This window comes from Collinsella sp. TF09-1AT, from assembly GCF_003436895.1.
GTDB lineage: Bacteria > Actinomycetota > Coriobacteriia > Coriobacteriales > Coriobacteriaceae > Collinsella.
Genome location: NZ_QSRC01000003.1, coordinates 1 through 18,117, shown reverse-complemented (window position 1 = coordinate 18,117; position 18,117 = coordinate 1). Strand labels below are relative to the sequence as shown.

The following is an 18,117-nucleotide window of genomic DNA, read 5'->3' as shown; positions in this document are numbered from 1 at the left end:
CGAATTAGCGTTATAACGTAATGCATGTATAGCGTTTTTGCATGGGGGAGTGATGGTATGACGCTACTGTATTTCCTTACCCTGTTTCCGCTGGTACCGGCGCTGGGCATGCTGCTTGCGCGCGGTGACCGTGCTCGCGATGCGGTAGGGCTTGTAGGCTCCGGCGTCATTATGGCGACAACGGTTGTAGTTGCCGTCTTATTTTTTGGCACGGGTCCGCAGAGCTTTGAGGTTGCCCCCGGCACCTCGCACGTGCTCTCGATCATCAACTCCGTCATCGACGTGATCCTGTGCGCCGTCATCCTGTACAACGCGCATAAATATAAGAGTGTGCTTACCGGTGTGCTCGGCATCGTCCAGCTGGTGGGTTCGGTCGCCTTTGCGGCCATGACGCTGCCCGCGGTCGAAGCCGTTACGGCCACGCCGCTCTACCTGGATTACATGAGCGTGATCATGGTCCTCGCCGTTGGCATCGTCGGCAGCCTGATCTGCGTGTACGCCTTGGGCTACATGAAGGACTTCCAGGCCCACGACGAGCACGAGGCCGCACTGCGCGGGCAGACTGCGCCCGACCGTCGCCCGCAGTTCCTGGCGCTCATGTTCCTGTTCCTCTCGGCCATGTTCGTCATCGTGACGAGCGACAACCTTGAGTGGCTGTTCTGCGGTTGGGAAATCACCACCGTGTGCTCGTTCCTTATGATTGGCTACACGCGCACGCCCGAGGCCATTAAAAACGCCTTCACCCAGATCATCCTCAACATGCTGGGCGGTATCGCGTTTTTGGCCGGACTCATGTACCTGCACGTTAACGGCATGCCGCTGACCATCTCGGGTATGATCGAGCTTTCCTGCGCCGGAACCGCACAATCCGCGCTGCTGGTGATGCCGGTCGTTCTGCTGTCGCTCGCCGCACTCACCAAGGCCGCGCAGATGCCGTTCCACACCTGGCTGCTCGGCGCCATGGTTGCCCCCACGCCCACGAGCGCCCTGCTGCACTCGTCCACCATGGTCAAAGCCGGCGTGTTCCTGATGGTCAAGCTGAGCCCGCTCTATGCCATCTATCCCGTGACCGGCTTTATGGTCACGAGTGTGGGCGCCATCACGTTTTTGCTTGCTGCCCTCATGGCCATCTCGCAGAGCAATGCCAAACGCGTGCTCGCGTACTCCACCATTTCCAACTTGGGCCTCATCAGTGCCTGCTTGGGTGTCGGCGCGCCCGAGGCCGTATGGGCGGCCATCTTCCTGATCCTGTTCCATACGGTGGCCAAGTCGCTGCTGTTCCTGTGCGTGGGCACCGCCGAGCATCATATCGGCAGCCGTAACATTGAGGACATGGACGGTATGTTCAGCCGCATGCCGCACCTGACGCGTCTGATGATGCTGGGCATCATGGGTATGTTTGTGGCGCCGTTTGGCATGCTCGTTTCCAAGTGGGGCGCCCTGGTGGCGTTTGCGCAGACCGGCAACGTGCTCATGATCATGGTGCTTGCTTTTGGCTCGGCCGCGACGTTCTTCTTCTGGGGCAAGTGGCTTGCCAAGCTTTCGGGCGTCGACCCCACGGCTCAAAACGTTGAGGTCAATGTCCATAAGACCGAATGGATGGCGCTCAACACCATCGCCGCGCTGCTGATTCTGTGTTGCGTGGCGTTCCCGGTTATCTCGAGCGGTCTGGTGTCGCCTTACTTGGCCATGGTGTTTGGCCGCGTGCCGTACGTTATTGGCAAGGATGCCATGTATCTGATGGTGGTTATCGTGGCGTTTATTGCCGTGGTGCTGCTGACTTCATTCCGTGTGAGCAACAAGCCGCACGTAAACGTATATCTTTCGGGCGTGGGGACCGACAATTACCGCCATTTCCGTGGCTCGATGGGTCACGAGGTGAAGGCCGAAAAGCGCAATTGGTACTCGGAGGACGCCCTTGGCGAGAAGCGTATCGGCCCCGCGGGCAGCGTCGTGTGCTGCAGCATTATCTTGTTTGCGCTGCTGTGCTGCGCGTGGATCGGGCCCGAGAGACTTGCCATGAGCGCGCCCTCGGTGCTGCGCGGTAAGTATTTTGAAGGTTCGGGCGTCGTGGGCATATTTATTGGTACCGTGGCGTTTGCCCTGATTGCGCCGCTTGTGGGCGGTTTGATCGACGGCGTTGACCGCAAGCTTTCGGCCCGCATGCAGGGCCGCGTGGGCCCGCGCCTGCTGCAACCGTTCTACGATGTGGCCAAGCTCCTGCGCAAGGCCCCTGCCAGCGTAAACACCATGGATGATACCTACATGGCGTGCGCGCTCATCTTTACCGTGGTGGGCGGCGGCATCTTTGTGTCGGGTTCCAACACGCTGTTATGCGCTTTTATGGTGACGCTCGCCGCGATCTTTGTGGTGTTGGCGTCCGCCTCGACGCAAAGCCCGTTTGCCCAGGTTGGCGCCGACCGCGAGCTGCTGCAGGTTATGAGCTACGAGCCCGCCGTTCTGCTGATGAGCGTGGGTCTGTATCTCGCCACCGATAGCTTCGACTCCATCGCCGTAACCGGGCAGTCGGCGCCCATCATCGCGTACAGTGCGCCCATTTTCTTGGCGCTGCTTGCGGTGCTCACCATCAAACTGCGCAAGTCGCCGTTTGACCTTTCGTACTCGCATCACGCGCATCAAGAGATTGTCCAGGGTGTCGCCACCGAGATGAGCGGTGGTACGCTGGCCAAGATGACCCTTATGCACTGGTGTGAGACCGTGCTGTTTTTGATGTGGGTGGGCATGTTCTTTGTCTGGGACAACCCGGTGAGCTGGGCCGTAGCCCTGGTCGTGATGGTTACGACGTACTTTGTCGAGGTGCTGATCGACAACACCTTCGCACGCAGCACCTGGCGCAGCTGCTTTAAGCTCGGCTGGGGCGTGGCGCTGGTGTTTGGCCTGCTCAACCTTATGCCCATCCTCGTCGACGTGTTTATTTAGGAGGCGGCATCCATGGATCATAAAATGTCGCGCTCGCCGTGGGTTATTCATTACGACGGCTCGAGCTGCAACGGATGCGATATTGAGGTGTTGGCCTCGCTCACGCCGCTGTTCGATGCGGAGCGCTTTGGCGTGGTCAATACCGGCAACCCCAAGCATGCGGACATCTTTTTGGTGACGGGGTCGGTCAATGCCCAGAACCTGCCCGTCGTGCGCCAGATTTACAACCAGATGCTCGAGCCCAAGTGCGTGGTGGCCTGCGGCATTTGCGCGTGCTCGGGCGGCGTATTCCGCGATGCCTATAACGTGATCGGCGGCGTGGACCGCGCGATTCCCGTGGACGTGTACGCGCCCGGATGCGCCATCCGCCCCGAGACCGTGATCGATGCCATCGTGGAGGCGTGCGGCATTCTGGACCAGAAGGAGGCCGTGATGCGTGCCGGTGGCGACCCGCTCACCGTGGGAGGTGCCGCAACCTGGGACGGTGGCGTTGAGCTGGGCGAGGACGGGTTTGTGGCAGTTGCGGGGGCCGGCGACACGCCCGCTGGGACGCCCGCCGCGCCCGTCGCTGCAAAGGAGGCCGAGTAATGCAAAAGGCTATCTATACCACCGTTGGGATCGACGAGCTCCTGTCGCATGTCCAGGTGCTCAAGGGCGTCGGCGCGCGCTTTGTGCAAATGCATGCCGAGCGCAACGTCGACGACGGCACGTATCGCCTAGTCTATACGTTTATCAACGTTCGTGCTGCTCAGGAGCATATTGCGCAGGACGGCAGCTATGCGATTGAGAACCTGGTAGTCGAGGGCATCGACCAGTACCAGGAGATTCCGTCCATCAGCTCGTACTATCCGGCGGTGTTCCCGTTTGAAAACGAAGCGCACGACTTATTTGGTCTTGCCATCACCGATATGCAGATTGACTTTAAGGGCTTTTTCTACCAGGTTTCGACTGCCGAGCCCATGAGCGTTATCACGCCCGAGGTGAAGGCCGCGCGCGAGAAGGCCATGAAGGTCCGTGCCGCCGCCGAGGCCAAGGCGCGCAAGGCTGCGGCCGAGAAGGCCGCCGCGGCTGCGGCTGCTGCGGGGGAGGGCGCCGCGGGCGCTGGCGGTGCCGCGGGCGCTGTCGTCGCTCAGCCCGCTGCGGCTGCCGGCTCCGATGCTCAGCACGATGAGGCTGCCGCCAAGGCCGCGCTCAAGGCTGCCGAGATTGAGGCAAAGCTCGCCGCCATGGATCCCGAGAAAGCGGCCAAGGTCCGCGCGGCGCTTGCCGCCAAGGCCGCCCGCGACAAGCAGAAAAAGGAGGCGTAAGGTCCATGGCACACCGCTCCGTTATTCCGTTTGGCCCGCAGCACCCTGTGCTGCCCGAGCCGCTTCACCTGGACCTGGTGATCGAGGACGACCGCGTTATCGAGGCAATTCCGCAGATTGGCTTTGTGCACCGCGGCCTTGAGAAGCTCACCGAAAAGCGCGATATGCACCAGTTTGGCTACATCGCCGAGCGCATCTGCGGCATTTGCGCCGTGGGTCACAGCTACGGTTATGCCAGCGCCTGCGAGCGCATGCTCGATATCGAGGTGCCCGGGCGCGTGCAGTATATCCGCACCATTTTGCATGAGCTTTCGCGCATCCACTCGCACCTGCTGTGGCTGGGCCTGCTCGCCGATGCCTTTGGCTTCGAGGCGCTGTTCTATCGTTCGTGGACCCTGCGCGAGCAGATTCTCAAGATCTTTGAGAGCACGTGCGGCGGCCGCGTGATCCTTTCGATTAACGAGGTCGGCGGCCTTAAGCATGATATTGAGGATTCTGAGCTGGCGGGTATTGTCCAAACGCTCGACGCCATGCGCCCCGACTACGAGGCCCTGGTGCATACGTTTTTGGACGACGACAGCTGCGGCGAGCGCCTGCATGGCGTGGGCGTGATCAGCAAGAAGGACGCGCTGGACCTTTCGATGGTCGGTCCGTTTGGGCGCGCTTCGGGCGTGGACTACGACGTGCGCATGTTCGGCGACGGCGCCTATGCGGATCTGGCTGCGTTTGAGCCTATCGTTGCTACCGATGGCGACTGCTATGCCCGCTGCCAGGTGCGTTGTGCCGAGGTCACGCAGGCCCTGGACATCATTAAGGAGCTTGTGGGCAAGATTCCGCACGACGGTATCGGCGGGCGCACCAAGCTCACGCCGGCTGACGGCGCGCTCGGCGAGGTTGTGATTGAGCAGCCGCGCGGCGAGGCGTATTACTATGTGCGCGGCAACGGCACCAAGAACCTTGACCGTTTCCGCGTGCGCACGCCGACGTCGCAAAACCTGGCGGGTCTGACGCATGCGCTGCAGGGCGTGCTCATTGCTAACGTGCCTATGATTATCCTGACCATCGACCCCTGCATTAGCTGCACGGAAAGGTAGGCGCGGCATGAGTTTGCTGACATTTGCCAAGACGGCCTTGGGCTCTATGATCAAGCAGCCGGTAACGGTGTGCTATCCGCAGGAGAAGCTCGCGGCACCCGAGCGCCTGCGTGGGCACATCGTCAACGACATGGACGTGTGCATTTGCTGCGGCATGTGCGCGCGCCGTTGCCCGGCGGGCGCGCTTGCGGTCGATCGCAAAGGCGGAACGTGGTCGATTGACCCGTACGCCTGCGTGGTGTGCGGCGAGTGCATCGAGAGCTGCCCCAAGCACTGCCTGACTATGGACACCGCCCGTACTCCGGTTGCGGCGGACAAGATTCTCACGGTAGAAACCAAGCCGGAATAGCGCCGGAATAGAGCTGGAATAGAGCTGGAATAGGGGCCGGCGGGGCAAAAATGCCCCGCCGGCCCCGCGCTTGAACGCGCGGTTGGGCCGCCGCGAACAAAACTATGCCGGATTACGGGGCTGAGTCACGAGTCCCCAACCATGCCGATATTCGTGAAAATGAAACCGCAGGTAGACGAGCCGTCATTTTGCAGAAAACGCGGGTATGGATGGGGGTCCTGAGTTTAGCCCCGTAAACCGGCATAGTTTTGAAATGGCATTAAATCGGTGACAGCCATTTTGCTATGCCGGGGCGGTTGGCCGTTGGGTAATTACCCTCGCAGGTAGGCGATGGCGATCTGCGTGCGGTTGCGCAGGCCCATTTTGGCAAGGATCGAGCTGATGTGGTTGCGCACGGTGCCTTCGCCCATGTATGCCGTGGCGGCAATCTCCTTGTTGTCGAGACCGCGGGCGATGAGCTCTGCGACTTCGAACTCGCGGTCGGTCAGGCCGGCAAAGGCCGCGGGCCGGCGGGGCGTGCCCGCCGCGATGCCCGCCCCATCAAAATCGATATCCTCGATCGCCTTGCCCTCGAGCACGCGTTTGCCGTCCATGACCTGCGCCAACGCCGGAGGAATGGCGGCGATATCGGTTTTAATCAGGTAGCCGCGGGCGCCCAGCTTGAGCGCCGACACGATGTACTCGTCATCCGAGAATGTCGTCAGAAACACCACGCGTGCCGCGGGGTCGTGCTCAAGGATTTCGCGCGCCGCCGAAAGGCCGTCGCGCCCTGGCATTTGAATGTCGAGCAGCGCGACGTCGGGTGCGTGCTCGGCGCAGAGCGCCACCGCGTCGTCGCCGTCGGCACCGGTGCCCACCACCTCTATCTGCGGCTGAGCGCCCAGGATAATCTTGAGCGAATCGACCACTAGGCGGTCGTCGTCGACAACTATGAGCCTCATCGGCCCTCATCTCCTTGCTGTTTGGGGATGGTGGCAAACACGCGCCAGCCGGGGGCGCCGGCGCGCAGGCCGGCGGTGAAGGTTCCGCCAAGCGCCTCGACGCGCTCGCGCATGGAGACGAGCCCCATACCCCCTGTGGCGCTGTGGGCGCCTGTCCGAACCCCGCCCGTTCCATCGTCGGTAACGACGAGCTGGTAAAACGACGGATGCTCCATGCACCGCACGGTAATGGTTTTGGCATGGGCGTGGCGCATGGCGTTGGAAAGCGCCTCGCGCAGTACCGCCGCAAAGCAGTTGGCGACGTTGGCGGGTGCATGCTCGGCCAAAACCTCAAGCTCAATCTGCGGACCGCTGTCCGAGCGTGCGCCTTCAACGATGCGCTCGAGCTGCACGGAGAGGTTGGCCGCATTGTCGTTGAGCGCGTGGACGCTGGCGCGCACGAGCTGAAGCGCCTCGTCAACGGTGTATTTGACGTCGGCGAAATCGGCGGCGACGCTGGGCTCGTTGGCGTGGACCACGCGCAGAGCTTCGGTTTGAAGCGAAGCGCGCGTGAGCTGGTGGCCCACGTTATCGTGGATCTCGCGCGCGATGCGGGCGCGTTCGGCGAGCGTCGCGAGCTCGACTTCGTAGTCCTGGCGGTCGGCGAGGTCGCGGTTGCGTGCCTCGAGTGCCAGGGCGCGTTCTTGCAGCTTGTCGCGGGTGCGACGCATGCGTTCCTGTTCGCGCTCCAGCTGCGCGGTGCGCAGCGACAGCAACGTGGCAGCGACCGAAAGGATGGCGGTTAGCAGCAGCGTTCGGGTGGTGAGCGCGCCGCCGCGAAGGTCCGCGACAAGCGCGCAGACAAACACGGCGCTAATCGCCGGCGCGGGCCAGATGCGTTCACGGCGCACGCGTCGCGCGATGTCATAGAAGGCAAGGGGTGCGAACGGCATAAATGGCGGCACGAAGACGGCAGCGATGATGTAGGCGTAGCTCGCGGCCTCGCTCGCGCGATGGGCGTGTTCTTCTCGTGCGACTTCCGACGCCGAGGTGGCTATAACGCCAAGGCAAAACGCCGCGACCAAGCGGGCATCCACAGCAAGGCCCAGAGCGGCCGCAATACAGCACGCCAGCACGATCGATTTGTCGAATAGCCTATTCATACGGGTATTGTACGCGATGCCGCGCACGGGGAAGGCGCCGCCCGGGGCAACCGTGACATTCCTCCCGCGCGGCAAAGCGGCGTCGATCGCTTGCGCGAGCGGGGATTTCGCCTCCGCCCCCTCGCACTCGTGACAAAGCTCACTGGTGCGCGCCGTCCGCTCCTGCGATGATGCAATCGTACCGGGCCGCAAGCAACAGAAGGGCCGCCTTATGACAGACATCGTCCACGTCGAAAACCTCGTCAAGCGCTATGACGATCTTATTGCGCTCGACCACTTTAACCTGAGTATTGCCCCTGGCGAGATCTTTGGCCTGCTGGGCCCCAACGGCTCGGGCAAGACCACGTCCATCAACTGCATCTTGCAGCTGCTCGCTTACGACAAGGGCACCATCGAGCTGTTCGGCGAGCCCATGACGCCCACGCGTTACGACCTCAAACGCCGCATCGGCGTGGTCCCACAGCAAGTTGCGGTGTTTGACGAGCTTACGGTGCGTGAGAACATCGACTATTTCTGCAGTCTCTACGTCAACGACCGCAAACGTCGCCGCGCGCTGGTGGACGAGGCGATCGACTTTGTCGGCTTGGGCGACTTTACCAAGTTTCGCCCCGGCAAGCTCTCGGGCGGCCTGGCGCGTCGCCTCAACATCGCCTGCGGCATCGCGCACAAGCCCGAGCTGATCTTTTTTGACGAGCCCACGGTGGCGGTCGATCCGCAGAGCCGCAACGCCATCCTGCAGGGCATCTGCCGTCTGCGCGACGAGGGAGCCACGGTGGTGTATACCAGCCATTACATGGAGGAAGTCGAGCAGATTTGCAGCCGCATCATGATCATGGACGGCGGGCGCGTGCTGGCGCAGGGCACCAACGACGAGCTCAAGCGCATGATTCAGATGGGCGAGCGCGTGACCGTCGAGGTCGGCACCGTCGAGGCCGCCACGGTCGAGCGCCTGCGTGCCCTCGAGCACGTGCTCAGCGTTGAGCTTTCCGGCGGCGAACTCGTCTGCACCTGCGAGGCGAGCCCGCACAATCTGGTCGACATCCTCGACACGCTGCGCGTCGCCGACGTGGCGCTCGGCCGCGTGTGGAGCGAGCCGCCGACCCTCAACGACGTGTTCCTCGAGATCACCGGCCGCGAGCTGCGCGACTAGGGGGCAGCCATGTTCAACACCATCATCACCACGGTCAAGACGCTGCTGCGTCGGCCGAGCACATGGGTCTGGGGCGCGATCTTTCCCATTGCGCTTTCAACGATGTTCATGTTTATGTTTGCGAACCTCAGCTCCGACGGCAAAATCGACCCGGTGCCGGTTGCCGTCGTGGCGGACGAGGCCTGGGACGCTTCGACCTTTAAGGGCGTGGCGACTTCGCTTGCCAAGGAGGGCGACGATCAGCTGCTCGATGTGAGCGAGTGCGAGGATGTGGACGCCGCGAACCGTGCGCTCAAGTCCGGCGAGGTCGTGGGCATCTACACGGTCGATGCCGCGGGCACGCCCAAGCTCACGCTGCTTTCGAGTTATGACAGCTCGCGCGCCTCGTCGGTGCTCACCGACCGCAGCATCCTTGAGACGGTGGCGAGCTCGTATACGCAAAATGCCGAGCTCATGTCCCAGATTGCCCAGGACAACCCGGCGGCGCTCGCCGACCCCGAGGCGGTTGCGCGCGCCCTGTCGCTCGAGGGCGGCGTCCGCCGCGTAAGCCTGACACGCACCACGCCCGATGGCACAGTCATCTACTATTACGCGCTTTTTGGCCTGGTCGCGATGATGTCTGCCGAGTTTGCCGCCTTAAGCGTCGTCGACCTGCAGCCCAATCTGTCGGGCCTTGGCGCGCGCCGCTGCGTGGGCGGCCTTTCCAAGACGGCGTCGCTGGCCGGCATTTTTGTCGGCTCGTGGCTGGTCTCCTTCGCCTCGATGACGATCGCGATCGGCTACGTGCGCCTGGTCGTGGGCGTCGACTTTGGCGGGCGCGAGGGACTGTGTTTGGTGGGCGGCGCCGCTTCCGCGCTTGCCGCCACGGGCTTGGGACTCTTTGTGGGCACGCTTCCCGTTAAGGGTGGCAAGGCATCCAAGTCGGGCATCCTCACGGGTTTCGCTACCACGTGCGCCCTGTTCGCCGGGCTTTACGGCGAGCCGGCGATGGCACTTGCCGACGACGTTGCCCGCGCCTGCCCGGCCGAGTGCTGGCTCAACCCCGTCAAGCTCATCTGCGACATGTTCAACCGCTTATATTTCTTTGAGGACCTGGGTCCCTTTGTCATCCGTGCGGGCGCGCTGGTCCTCATGACGCTGGTGTTTGTTGTCGCCGCCACGCTGATTTTTGGAAGGAGCCGCTATGAGCACCTTTAAGACTGCGCTGCGCATGGCGCTCGCGCATCCGTTCTACCTGCTCATCTATACGGTGTTCATATCGCTGATGGGTGTGTTCATCGCGGCATCGGTGAGCTGGAACTCGTCGCAGCTCACCGAATACAAGCCCTACGACGCCAATGTGATTGTGGTCGACCGCGACGACAGCGATCTTTCGCGCGCGCTCACCAAGCACTTGGGCTCGCGCTTTGACCTGGTTACGGGTGTTGGCGACGACACGTACGACCTTGCGGACGCGCTCTCCAAGAGCAACAGCGCCAAGGGCAGCGCCGACTGCGTGTTCTTTATCCCGGAGGGGTTTGAGGACGACCTCGTTGCAGCCGCCCGCGTGGGGGAGTCCCTGCCCAAGCTCGATGTGACCTACGGTGCCGGCACCATGGCGGCGGCGCTTTCGTCTGCCGAGGCCTCGCGCTGGATCTCGCTCGCGGGCGCTGCGGCGGCACTTGAGCCCGCTGCTTCTAACGGCGACGTTGCCAAGGCGGCCGAGCACGCGGCCGCAAAGCGCGCGGAGGTCCAGATCGAGCAGGTCAAGGTCGACTCGACTGCCGCCGCCACGCTCGAGTCGTACTTCAACTTTGGCGCGTACGCGATCATCTCGTCGGTCATCGTGTCGGTGGGATTGGTGCTCTCGGGCATGAACGAGCCCGAGCGCGTGCGCCGCATGGATGCCGGCCCGGTCTCCGAGCGTCAGCGTTCGCTCGCCGTGTTCGCGGCCGCCGCCGTGCTCACCGTTTGTATTTGGTTTGTGTCGAGCATGATGGGCGTCGTGGGCTTTGCCGGAGCGGTTGCCGAGGTTGGCGTGGATCGCGTGTGCCTAGCGCTGGCTGCAACGTTTGCCCTGGCGTGCACGCCGCTGGCCGTTGGCTTTACGCTGTCGAGCTTGGGCGCGCGCGAGGAGCTGCTCAACGGCGTGGGCAACTTACTCGGCATGCTCATGACGTTTTTGGGCGGCGCCTGGATGCCGCTGTCGCTCATGGGCTCGGCCGTGCAGACCGCGGCGCATTTTGTGCCGACGTATTGGGTGAACGACGCGATCGGCAAGGCACTTGCCTCGGACCTGACGCCTGCCGTGCTGGGCGACATTGCCTGCGACCTGGGCGTCACGGCGCTCTTTGCCGCCGCCATCGCCGCCGCAGGCCTAGCCCTCGCGCACAACAAATCCCGCGCCTAACCGCCTAGTCATTGGGGACGTTCTTAAACGACTAGCCATGGGGGACAGTCTTTGCCGATTGGCCGGCTTGCCGGCCGGGCTGGCAAGGACTGTCCCTAACTGTCGGCAGAAAAGGAGCGTCCCCAACTGCCGGGTGGCGAAAGGGTGCCCCCAGCGACTAGTCGTTTAAGAACGTCCCCAACGGCTAGGCGCCGCGCTTGACTTCAACCCCGCTATAACGGGTACCATCCTCTATGTCTGTAACGCCATATAGACCGAGGGGATATATCTATGACCGCAACTGCACCCGCTGCACCTGCCAAGGTGTACTTCACCAACCTGCGCACGCACGGCCGCGAGAGTCAGCTCGACAAGCTCAAGCGCCTGATTCGCCGCGCCGGCATCGAGCAGATCGACTTCGACAACAAGTTCGTCGCCATCAAGATCCACTTCGGCGAGCTGGGCAACCTGAGCTTCTTGCGCCCCAACTACGCCCGTGCCGTCGCGGACGTGGTCAAGGAGCTGGGCGGAAAGCCTTTCCTCACCGACTGCAACACGCTCTACGTGGGCAGTCGCAAAAACGCGCTCGAGCACATCGACTGCGCGTACCAGAACGGCTTCACTCCGTACGCCACCGGCTGCCAGGTGATTATCGCCGACGGCCTCAAGGGCACCGACGAGACGATCGTTCCCGTCAAGAACGGCGAGTACGTGCAGGAGGCAAAGATCGGCCATGCGCTCATGGACGCCGACATCGTAATCAGCCTCACGCACTTCAAGGGCCACGAGGGCGCGGGCTTTGGCGGCTGCATGAAGAACATCGGCATGGGCGGCGGCAGCCGCGCGGGCAAGATGGAGCAGCATGCCTCGGGCAAGCCGAGCGTCGATGCCGAGCATTGCATCGGCTGCCATGCCTGTGAGCGCATCTGCGCCCACGGCGCCATCAGCTTCCCCACTACGCGTGAGCGCACGCTCAAGAACGGCCAGGTTGTGAGCACGCCCATCGCGAGCATCGACCACGATCGCTGCCTAGGCTGCGGCCGCTGCATCGGCGCCTGCAACCAGGACGCCATCGAGGCTGACTATAACGCTGCTGCCGAGGTGCTTAACTACAAGATCGCCGAGTACACACAGGCCATCGTGCAGGACCGTCCGTGCTTCCATATCTCGTTGGCTATGGACATCAGCCCCAACTGCGACTGTCATGCCGAGAACGACACGCCCATCGTGCCCGATATCGGCATGTTCGCGAGTTTTGACCCGGTCGCCATCGACCAGGCCTGCATCGACGCGGCGCTCAAGATGCCGGCGATGCCCAACACCGAGCTCACCGACATGCGCGACAAGCTCGAGGCCTCCGGCGGCATCCCCGAGCACTGCGAGCATGACCACTTCAACATGACGCACCCCGACACCAATTGGCGTGCCATGATCGAGCACGGTGTCAAGATCGGCCTCGGCACCGACCGGTATGAGCTGATCGAGGTCAAGTAGCCAATACGGATGCGTTTAGCAGCGAAGGCCCGCATGACGGTTATGTTGTGCGGGCCTTTTCCGAAACACGGTATGTTTTCGAGCTTTTACTGCGGAACATGGGCTCGAAATGCCTAAAACTACCGGATCGGCATCTTTGATTCATATGCGAGATGCTTTTGTGTTTACCGCTTGGCGGATTTTATATTAAACGAGGGCCTCCTTCCCGTACTTCCAGTGTTAAGGTAACCGAATTTATATAATGTAATCATTCTGCCGCTATATAGATTCTTACAAATTCGGTTACCAGCGCACGAACGTGTGCAAACGTAGAGGGGAAGCAGGTATGGTTGCGAACGAGAATCTGAACATTTCAGGGGGGGGGGGCCTTCTAAAATGGGGCCTAGAAAGAGCAGAGGTCCCATCAAGGCTCTGTGCGCCATCATAGCCGCCGTCTTCCTGACGGTTGGAACCTGTGCGTGTGCGGGCACGGCCCTTATGCAGCAGGTGGCACAGTTGCACGATTCGCAGCGCGCCCCGCGGACGGGGACCGTGTTCAAGGGCGAAGACACCGACTACACGTTTGCGTCTCAGGATGTCGTGACGCTCAACCTGAACTACCGCTACTCCAACACCGGCGGATTGGCGGGCATCGACGCCGCCGCTCCCCAAACGGTCGAGTTGAAGTTTGAGAAACAGGCCGATGGCACGTATCAGGCCACGTGGAAGTTGCCCACCGTCGAGGGCTTCCGCATCGTGCTGGATGCCACAGAGCTGAACAAATACCTGGTCAACCCGCCGACCGACGGCATGACTGCGGATGAGTTCGCAGAGGCCCTCGAAAGCGGTGACTTCGACGTCGACATCGACCACAAGACCGTCTACTACTACCAGCAGCAAAAGGTCGACAGTGATCACAACCTGCAGAACCCCGCCTATGGCAATCGCTACTCCGATGAATACAACAAGGCATGGAACGCCGCCCGCCGGCTCAGTGCCGATGGCTACTATGCGGAGGCGGTGTGCGGCGACGACGCCACGCATCCCGGCGACACTTCGGGCAACCATGGCGCAAACGCTCTGGTCAATCCCAAGATCGAAGTGACGCTGACCGCAGACCAGCTGGCAAGCGCCCGGAAAAACGAGCTCGATATCACGGTGTACTATCGCCGTAATGCAACTTGGTATCTGGTGAGGCACTGGGTCCCGCGGACGCTGTGCGGTCTGAGCGACGACGAGATCACCGTCCTTCCGCCCGAGGACAAAAAGCAGGTGGGCACCGAGGAATACGTCTGCCTGGACAAGGACACCCAGCAGGGGCGCGTGGGCGCTCAGACTCGCGCGACCGCGCGCACTCATACCGACAATGGAAGCGCTGATGGTAATCCCTACGAGCTGGTTCAGCCAAACGCCTTTGCTCAGAAGCTGATCGAGAATCAAACCACGAATAACGAGACGACGGTTGACATCTTTTATTCAGCAGCGAGCTCCTATCGCGTTATCTTCGATACCGACTACACCTATATTCCCCGTCAGCAGGTCGAGTTAGGCAAAGAAGTCGACTTCACAATTGTTACGGAACCAAAACGTACGGGCTATACGTTTGCCGGTTGGCGCTATCTCGAAAAGAATGCAACGGCCAACGCGGATGGTAGTTACAACGATGATCAATATATCGACCTCGATCAAAACAACCCTTCGCTTGTCATAAATGAGGACACGATTGCACAAGCCAAGCTGCAGGAGAGTGGCGGCGTCCTCGCACTGCATCTGGTGCCCAAGTGGATTCCGGACACAACCCAGGTTCGCGTCATTCTTTGGACCGAGGATTTGACCGGTACCGATGATGTGCAGGCGCTTGCCGAAGGCGGCAACGCGGGTGGGGATAGCTACTACACGCAGAAGTACACTAATTACCAAAAAGCTCCGGTGACTCATAAGCCGCAGCTGGGTACTACCGAGTCTCACTACAGCAACGCCCATAGCTTTACGATGGACGTGGAGACCGATTCTGCGTTGTTGAAGTCTGGTGGCAATAAGGAACTGCTCAATGGCATCCAGTCTAAGGTGGCCGAAGAGTTCAAGACCGCCATGGGCGAAGCGAGTGAGCTCGACGTGGCCGATTTCTACTCCCAGGCGGGTTTCGAGATCGTGCATGAGGACGAGAGCGGAATCAACTACAATGCGACTTCTGCTTCCTCTGATGGCAAAACCACAATCTACGTCTACTTCACGCGCAATGTCTATGAGTTGAAGTTTACTTATTATGGTGAGGCAAGCTTTAACGGCGATTCTTCCCCTTATTGTGTGGCTACCAGCACTAACGGCTACAGCTTCAGCCATGGCGCAGCGGTTCCGGACGGAACCCTCAACTTCGGCTACAGCACACCCCATGACGGCGGAAACGGCACTTACCGCAATGGATGGATGCGCGCCGACGTGGACGCCGACGCGGCTATGCCCGTCCCTCGGACCATCACCATCCGCGCCAAGTACGGCGCGGACCTGCGCGACGTCTGGCCCGTTGCCAGGTCGAGCGAGAGTGTTGTCAGCAGATTGGACAACCCTGGCAATCGTGGCACTACGGCCAGGATGGTCTCGTGGGGGACGACCGATGGCAAGTACTGCGAGGGTGGCTTCTTCAACTCGGGCAAGTACAACCAAGGCGAGCCCACCATTATGGGAACGTACGCGGCCATGGGCTCCGAGATCGTCGCCGACCCGAAGCATCCGGTGACGTTCGACGAGTCTGGCAAAGTCACCGGCTCCGGTCTGCGCCACAACCTGGTGGCCTACTGGTTCAACGGGAGCATCAGCCACTACCGCAACAACCACTGCTTCGAGGTGCCTGATCTAAACGTGACGGGCATGCAGCGGGTCAGCATCAACAACAATAATACGACCAACGAGCGCGACTTCCTGTACCTGGTCCCGACGGACAACCCGACGATCGCCGGGTACGGCTTCAACGACCTGATGAGGGTGTCCTATAACAACGGGCAGATCACGTACGACGACCCGAACGGGGCCTACTACGCGGTGCGCTCGTACGACGGCAAGTACTACGCCGTCGCCCGCCGGGTGGAGACGGTGTCCTCGAACTCTATCGAAAAGCAGAACCCCAGCGCGCGCCTGCACATGACTCGTGCGAACACCCATGCCGACCACAGCACGCGGTATGCCGACGGTGACGGTGCGTGGAACGGGACGACGTGCGGAACGGCGGCGGACCCCTACGACCTGTACTTCTACTACAACAGGGAGCGCTACACCATCACCTACATGGCGCCCTCCAGCAACATCACGACGGGCAGCGAGGTGACGCTCGGCACGGTCAGGCTGCCCTACGGCGCGCAGGTGACCAAGGACGCGTACGGCTACAAGCTGGATTACCAGGACAAGAACGACACGATGGTCGATGGCGCGAGAAAATACGGCTGGGAGCTCACGGATACCAATGGGTCCGCCCTCGGCTCGACCGCCGTGTGCCCCGACCGTGCGGATAACGGCACCAAGCCTTGGACGTTCAAGGGCTGGGCGCTCGGTCCCGCAGGTGTGAACATGCGGTGGACGATGAACGAGGACGCCGGCAGTGAGGCGCAGGCCGGCGATACGTTTGCCATCGAGAGCAACATGCGCCTCTATGCGATTTGGGATGCGCCTTCGTACGAGGTGACGTTCCATCTAAACGGTGGCACGATCGGCAACAGCGGCAACGACGTTGTCGAAAGCGTTCCCGCCAATAGGCGCTACACCTCCACCGAGGCGATCATTCCGCGTCCGGTCCGCGCCGGTTACACGCTGAAAGGCTGGTACGCTGCGGACCAAGATGGCAACATCGCGTCTCCCGAGACGGCGTTTGACTTCGACCAGGCCATTGCGGAGGACAAGCATGTTGCGGCGAAATGGTCGGCGAACAGCACGGAAACATTTAGCTACACGATCTACTACGTGACGAAGGACCCGCTTGATGGCGATGAGGACAAAGATACGGTTCTGGTAGACGAGAACGGCAACATCACCTCTAACGGCCGTACGAAGTATTACGTGTTGGAAAAGTCCGAGCAAAAGGACCAGGCGTTCAACCCGGGCTCGACGATGGCCTTCTCCGCAAAGAGTCAGACTGGCTATGTTCCCAACGGGACGAGCAAGGTTCTCAAGCTCGACCAGCCGGACGGCACTTACAATGTTATTTTCTACTACGATCCCATCGTGGTGCGCCAGCATAAAGTGCGCTTCGTGAAGGCCGGCACTGAGACAGGCGACACGCCCAAAGTCATCCGTGAGTTCACGACAAGCCCCTATCAAACGGTGACGACGCCCCGTCCCGCGGATGTGGAAAAGCTTATCGGCATGGGCTATACACTGGTCAATAAGGATGGTAACAAGTATATCTCGGTGAACGATGCCTCCGTTCTGCAGTGGATCGATAAAGACGGCAACGCGCAGTCAGTGTCCGCCCTTGCGGGCGATAAGGTCCCGGACGTCATCACATACCTGGTGCAGCCGATCAACTACACCGTTGCGTACACCAACGCGGATGGTTCGCCTGCCGCCGCCGACGTCGCCCTCAAGGCCGTCACGGCACCGGAGGGGACGTCGGTGAATGAAGCCGCGGGCAAGAACCCGACCCGGTACACGGCCGAGGAGGGCTTCTCGGTGAAGAATCCCGAACGCGTGTGGAACGAGGCGACCAAGAAGTGGTACGTGTTTGACGGCTGGACGTTGGGTGACGGGACTAAAACCAATCCCGAGCAGGGTGACTTCCCCTCGACCAACAGCCTGATCGTCGGCGCCGGGACGGTCGGCAAGCTGACGTTCATCGCCAACTGGCGCGTAGACGACAGCGGTGGGACTCTCGACGGCTCCACGAACCTGATCGTTCAGAAGAGCATCGACGGTCGAGATTGGATTTCCGGCGACTCGTTCTCCTTCTCCCTTGCGTACAAGGACGACGAGACGCAGCGTGCCATTGAAGGTCACGAGGTCCTGCTTCCCGACACAACGAAGGTGACAATCACCAACAAGACTGCCGACCACCAGGCTTCGTTCGGTAACATCACCTTCAATAAGGCTGGCACCTACACGTTTGCCGTGACCGAGGTTTTCCCGACGGATAACGCGAAGATTCCGGGCATCGCCTATGACGATACCGTACGGATCGTCAAGGTCAAGGTGACCTCCGGTGCCGACGGCAAGCTGACCGTGGTACGAGTGGATGAAAATGACGCGCCTACTGCGGCTCCGCTCACGTTCACCAATACGTATAAGACGCCCGGCGCGACGTTCGACACCGATCCCACCGCTGCGGATGCGCTCTTCAACAAGGTGCTCGATGGCCGTGATTGGCTGG

At 61.4% G+C, this 18,117-nt stretch carries 12 protein-coding genes; 10 read left to right on the top strand and 2 right to left on the bottom strand.

Features of this window, described 5'->3' with window-relative positions; genetic code table 11:
- Positions 1–57 precede the first annotated feature (57 nt).
- From DXC90_RS03250 to DXC90_RS03225, 5 genes are read left to right on the top strand one after another with little or no spacing between them, the layout of a single operon-like run.
- Positions 58–2,940, top strand: a complete 2,883-nt coding sequence (locus DXC90_RS03250) for a proton-conducting transporter membrane subunit (RefSeq protein WP_117734752.1) — start codon at positions 58–60, stop codon at positions 2,938–2,940.
- A gap of 12 nt (positions 2,941–2,952) precedes the next feature.
- Positions 2,953–3,528 (top strand): NADH-quinone oxidoreductase subunit B family protein, encoded by a 576-nt coding sequence (locus DXC90_RS03245; protein ID WP_117734751.1) that lies wholly within the window; start codon positions 2,953–2,955, stop codon positions 3,526–3,528.
- Complete coding sequence (locus DXC90_RS09505) at positions 3,528–4,247, top strand: NADH-quinone oxidoreductase subunit C (RefSeq protein ID WP_158550212.1); 720 nt, start codon at positions 3,528–3,530, stop codon at positions 4,245–4,247. Before DXC90_RS03245 ends, DXC90_RS09505 begins: the two co-directional genes overlap by 1 nt.
- Positions 4,248–4,252: 5 nt before the next feature.
- Positions 4,253–5,341 (top strand): nickel-dependent hydrogenase large subunit, encoded by a 1,089-nt coding sequence (locus DXC90_RS03230; RefSeq protein ID WP_117734750.1) that lies wholly within the window; start codon positions 4,253–4,255, stop codon positions 5,339–5,341.
- 7 nt (positions 5,342–5,348) lie between these two features.
- Positions 5,349–5,690 carry a 4Fe-4S dicluster domain-containing protein gene (locus DXC90_RS03225; protein ID WP_117734749.1) on the top strand — a complete coding sequence of 114 codons (342 nt, stop codon included), beginning with the start codon at positions 5,349–5,351 and terminating at the stop codon, positions 5,688–5,690.
- A 311-nt stretch (positions 5,691–6,001) separates the two neighbouring features.
- On the opposite strand, the gene DXC90_RS03220 is transcribed toward DXC90_RS03225, so the two are convergent.
- Together DXC90_RS03220 and DXC90_RS03215 are read right to left on the bottom strand one after the other, a co-directional pair.
- Positions 6,002–6,631: a response regulator transcription factor gene (locus DXC90_RS03220; protein ID WP_117734748.1), complete on the bottom strand. Its 630-nt coding sequence runs from the start codon at positions 6,629–6,631 to the stop codon at positions 6,002–6,004.
- Positions 6,628–7,773, bottom strand: a complete 1,146-nt coding sequence (locus tag DXC90_RS03215; protein WP_158550211.1) for a sensor histidine kinase — start codon at positions 7,771–7,773, stop codon at positions 6,628–6,630. Before DXC90_RS03215 ends, DXC90_RS03220 begins: the two co-directional genes overlap by 4 nt.
- A 211-nt stretch (positions 7,774–7,984) precedes the next feature.
- Between DXC90_RS03215 and DXC90_RS03210 the strand changes: the two genes are divergently transcribed.
- The 5 genes from DXC90_RS03210 to DXC90_RS03190 all read left to right on the top strand — a co-directional run.
- Positions 7,985–8,923 (top strand): ABC transporter ATP-binding protein, encoded by a 939-nt coding sequence (locus DXC90_RS03210; protein WP_117734746.1) that lies wholly within the window; start codon positions 7,985–7,987, stop codon positions 8,921–8,923.
- A gap of 9 nt (positions 8,924–8,932) precedes the next feature.
- Entirely contained in the window at positions 8,933–10,120 is a 1,188-nt protein-coding gene (locus DXC90_RS03205) for an ABC transporter permease (protein WP_117734745.1), read from the top strand.
- Positions 10,107–11,312, top strand: a complete 1,206-nt coding sequence (locus tag DXC90_RS03200) for an ABC transporter permease (RefSeq protein ID WP_117734744.1) — start codon at positions 10,107–10,109, stop codon at positions 11,310–11,312. The genes DXC90_RS03205 and DXC90_RS03200 overlap by 14 nt, the downstream gene beginning before the upstream one ends.
- 270 nt (positions 11,313–11,582) lie before the next feature.
- Complete coding sequence (locus DXC90_RS03195) at positions 11,583–12,785, top strand: DUF362 domain-containing protein (RefSeq protein WP_117734743.1); 1,203 nt, start codon at positions 11,583–11,585, stop codon at positions 12,783–12,785.
- A gap of 375 nt (positions 12,786–13,160) precedes the next feature.
- The coding region (locus tag DXC90_RS03190; protein WP_147326600.1) for a Spy0128 family protein at positions 13,161–18,117 on the top strand (4,957 nt) is incomplete at its 3' end.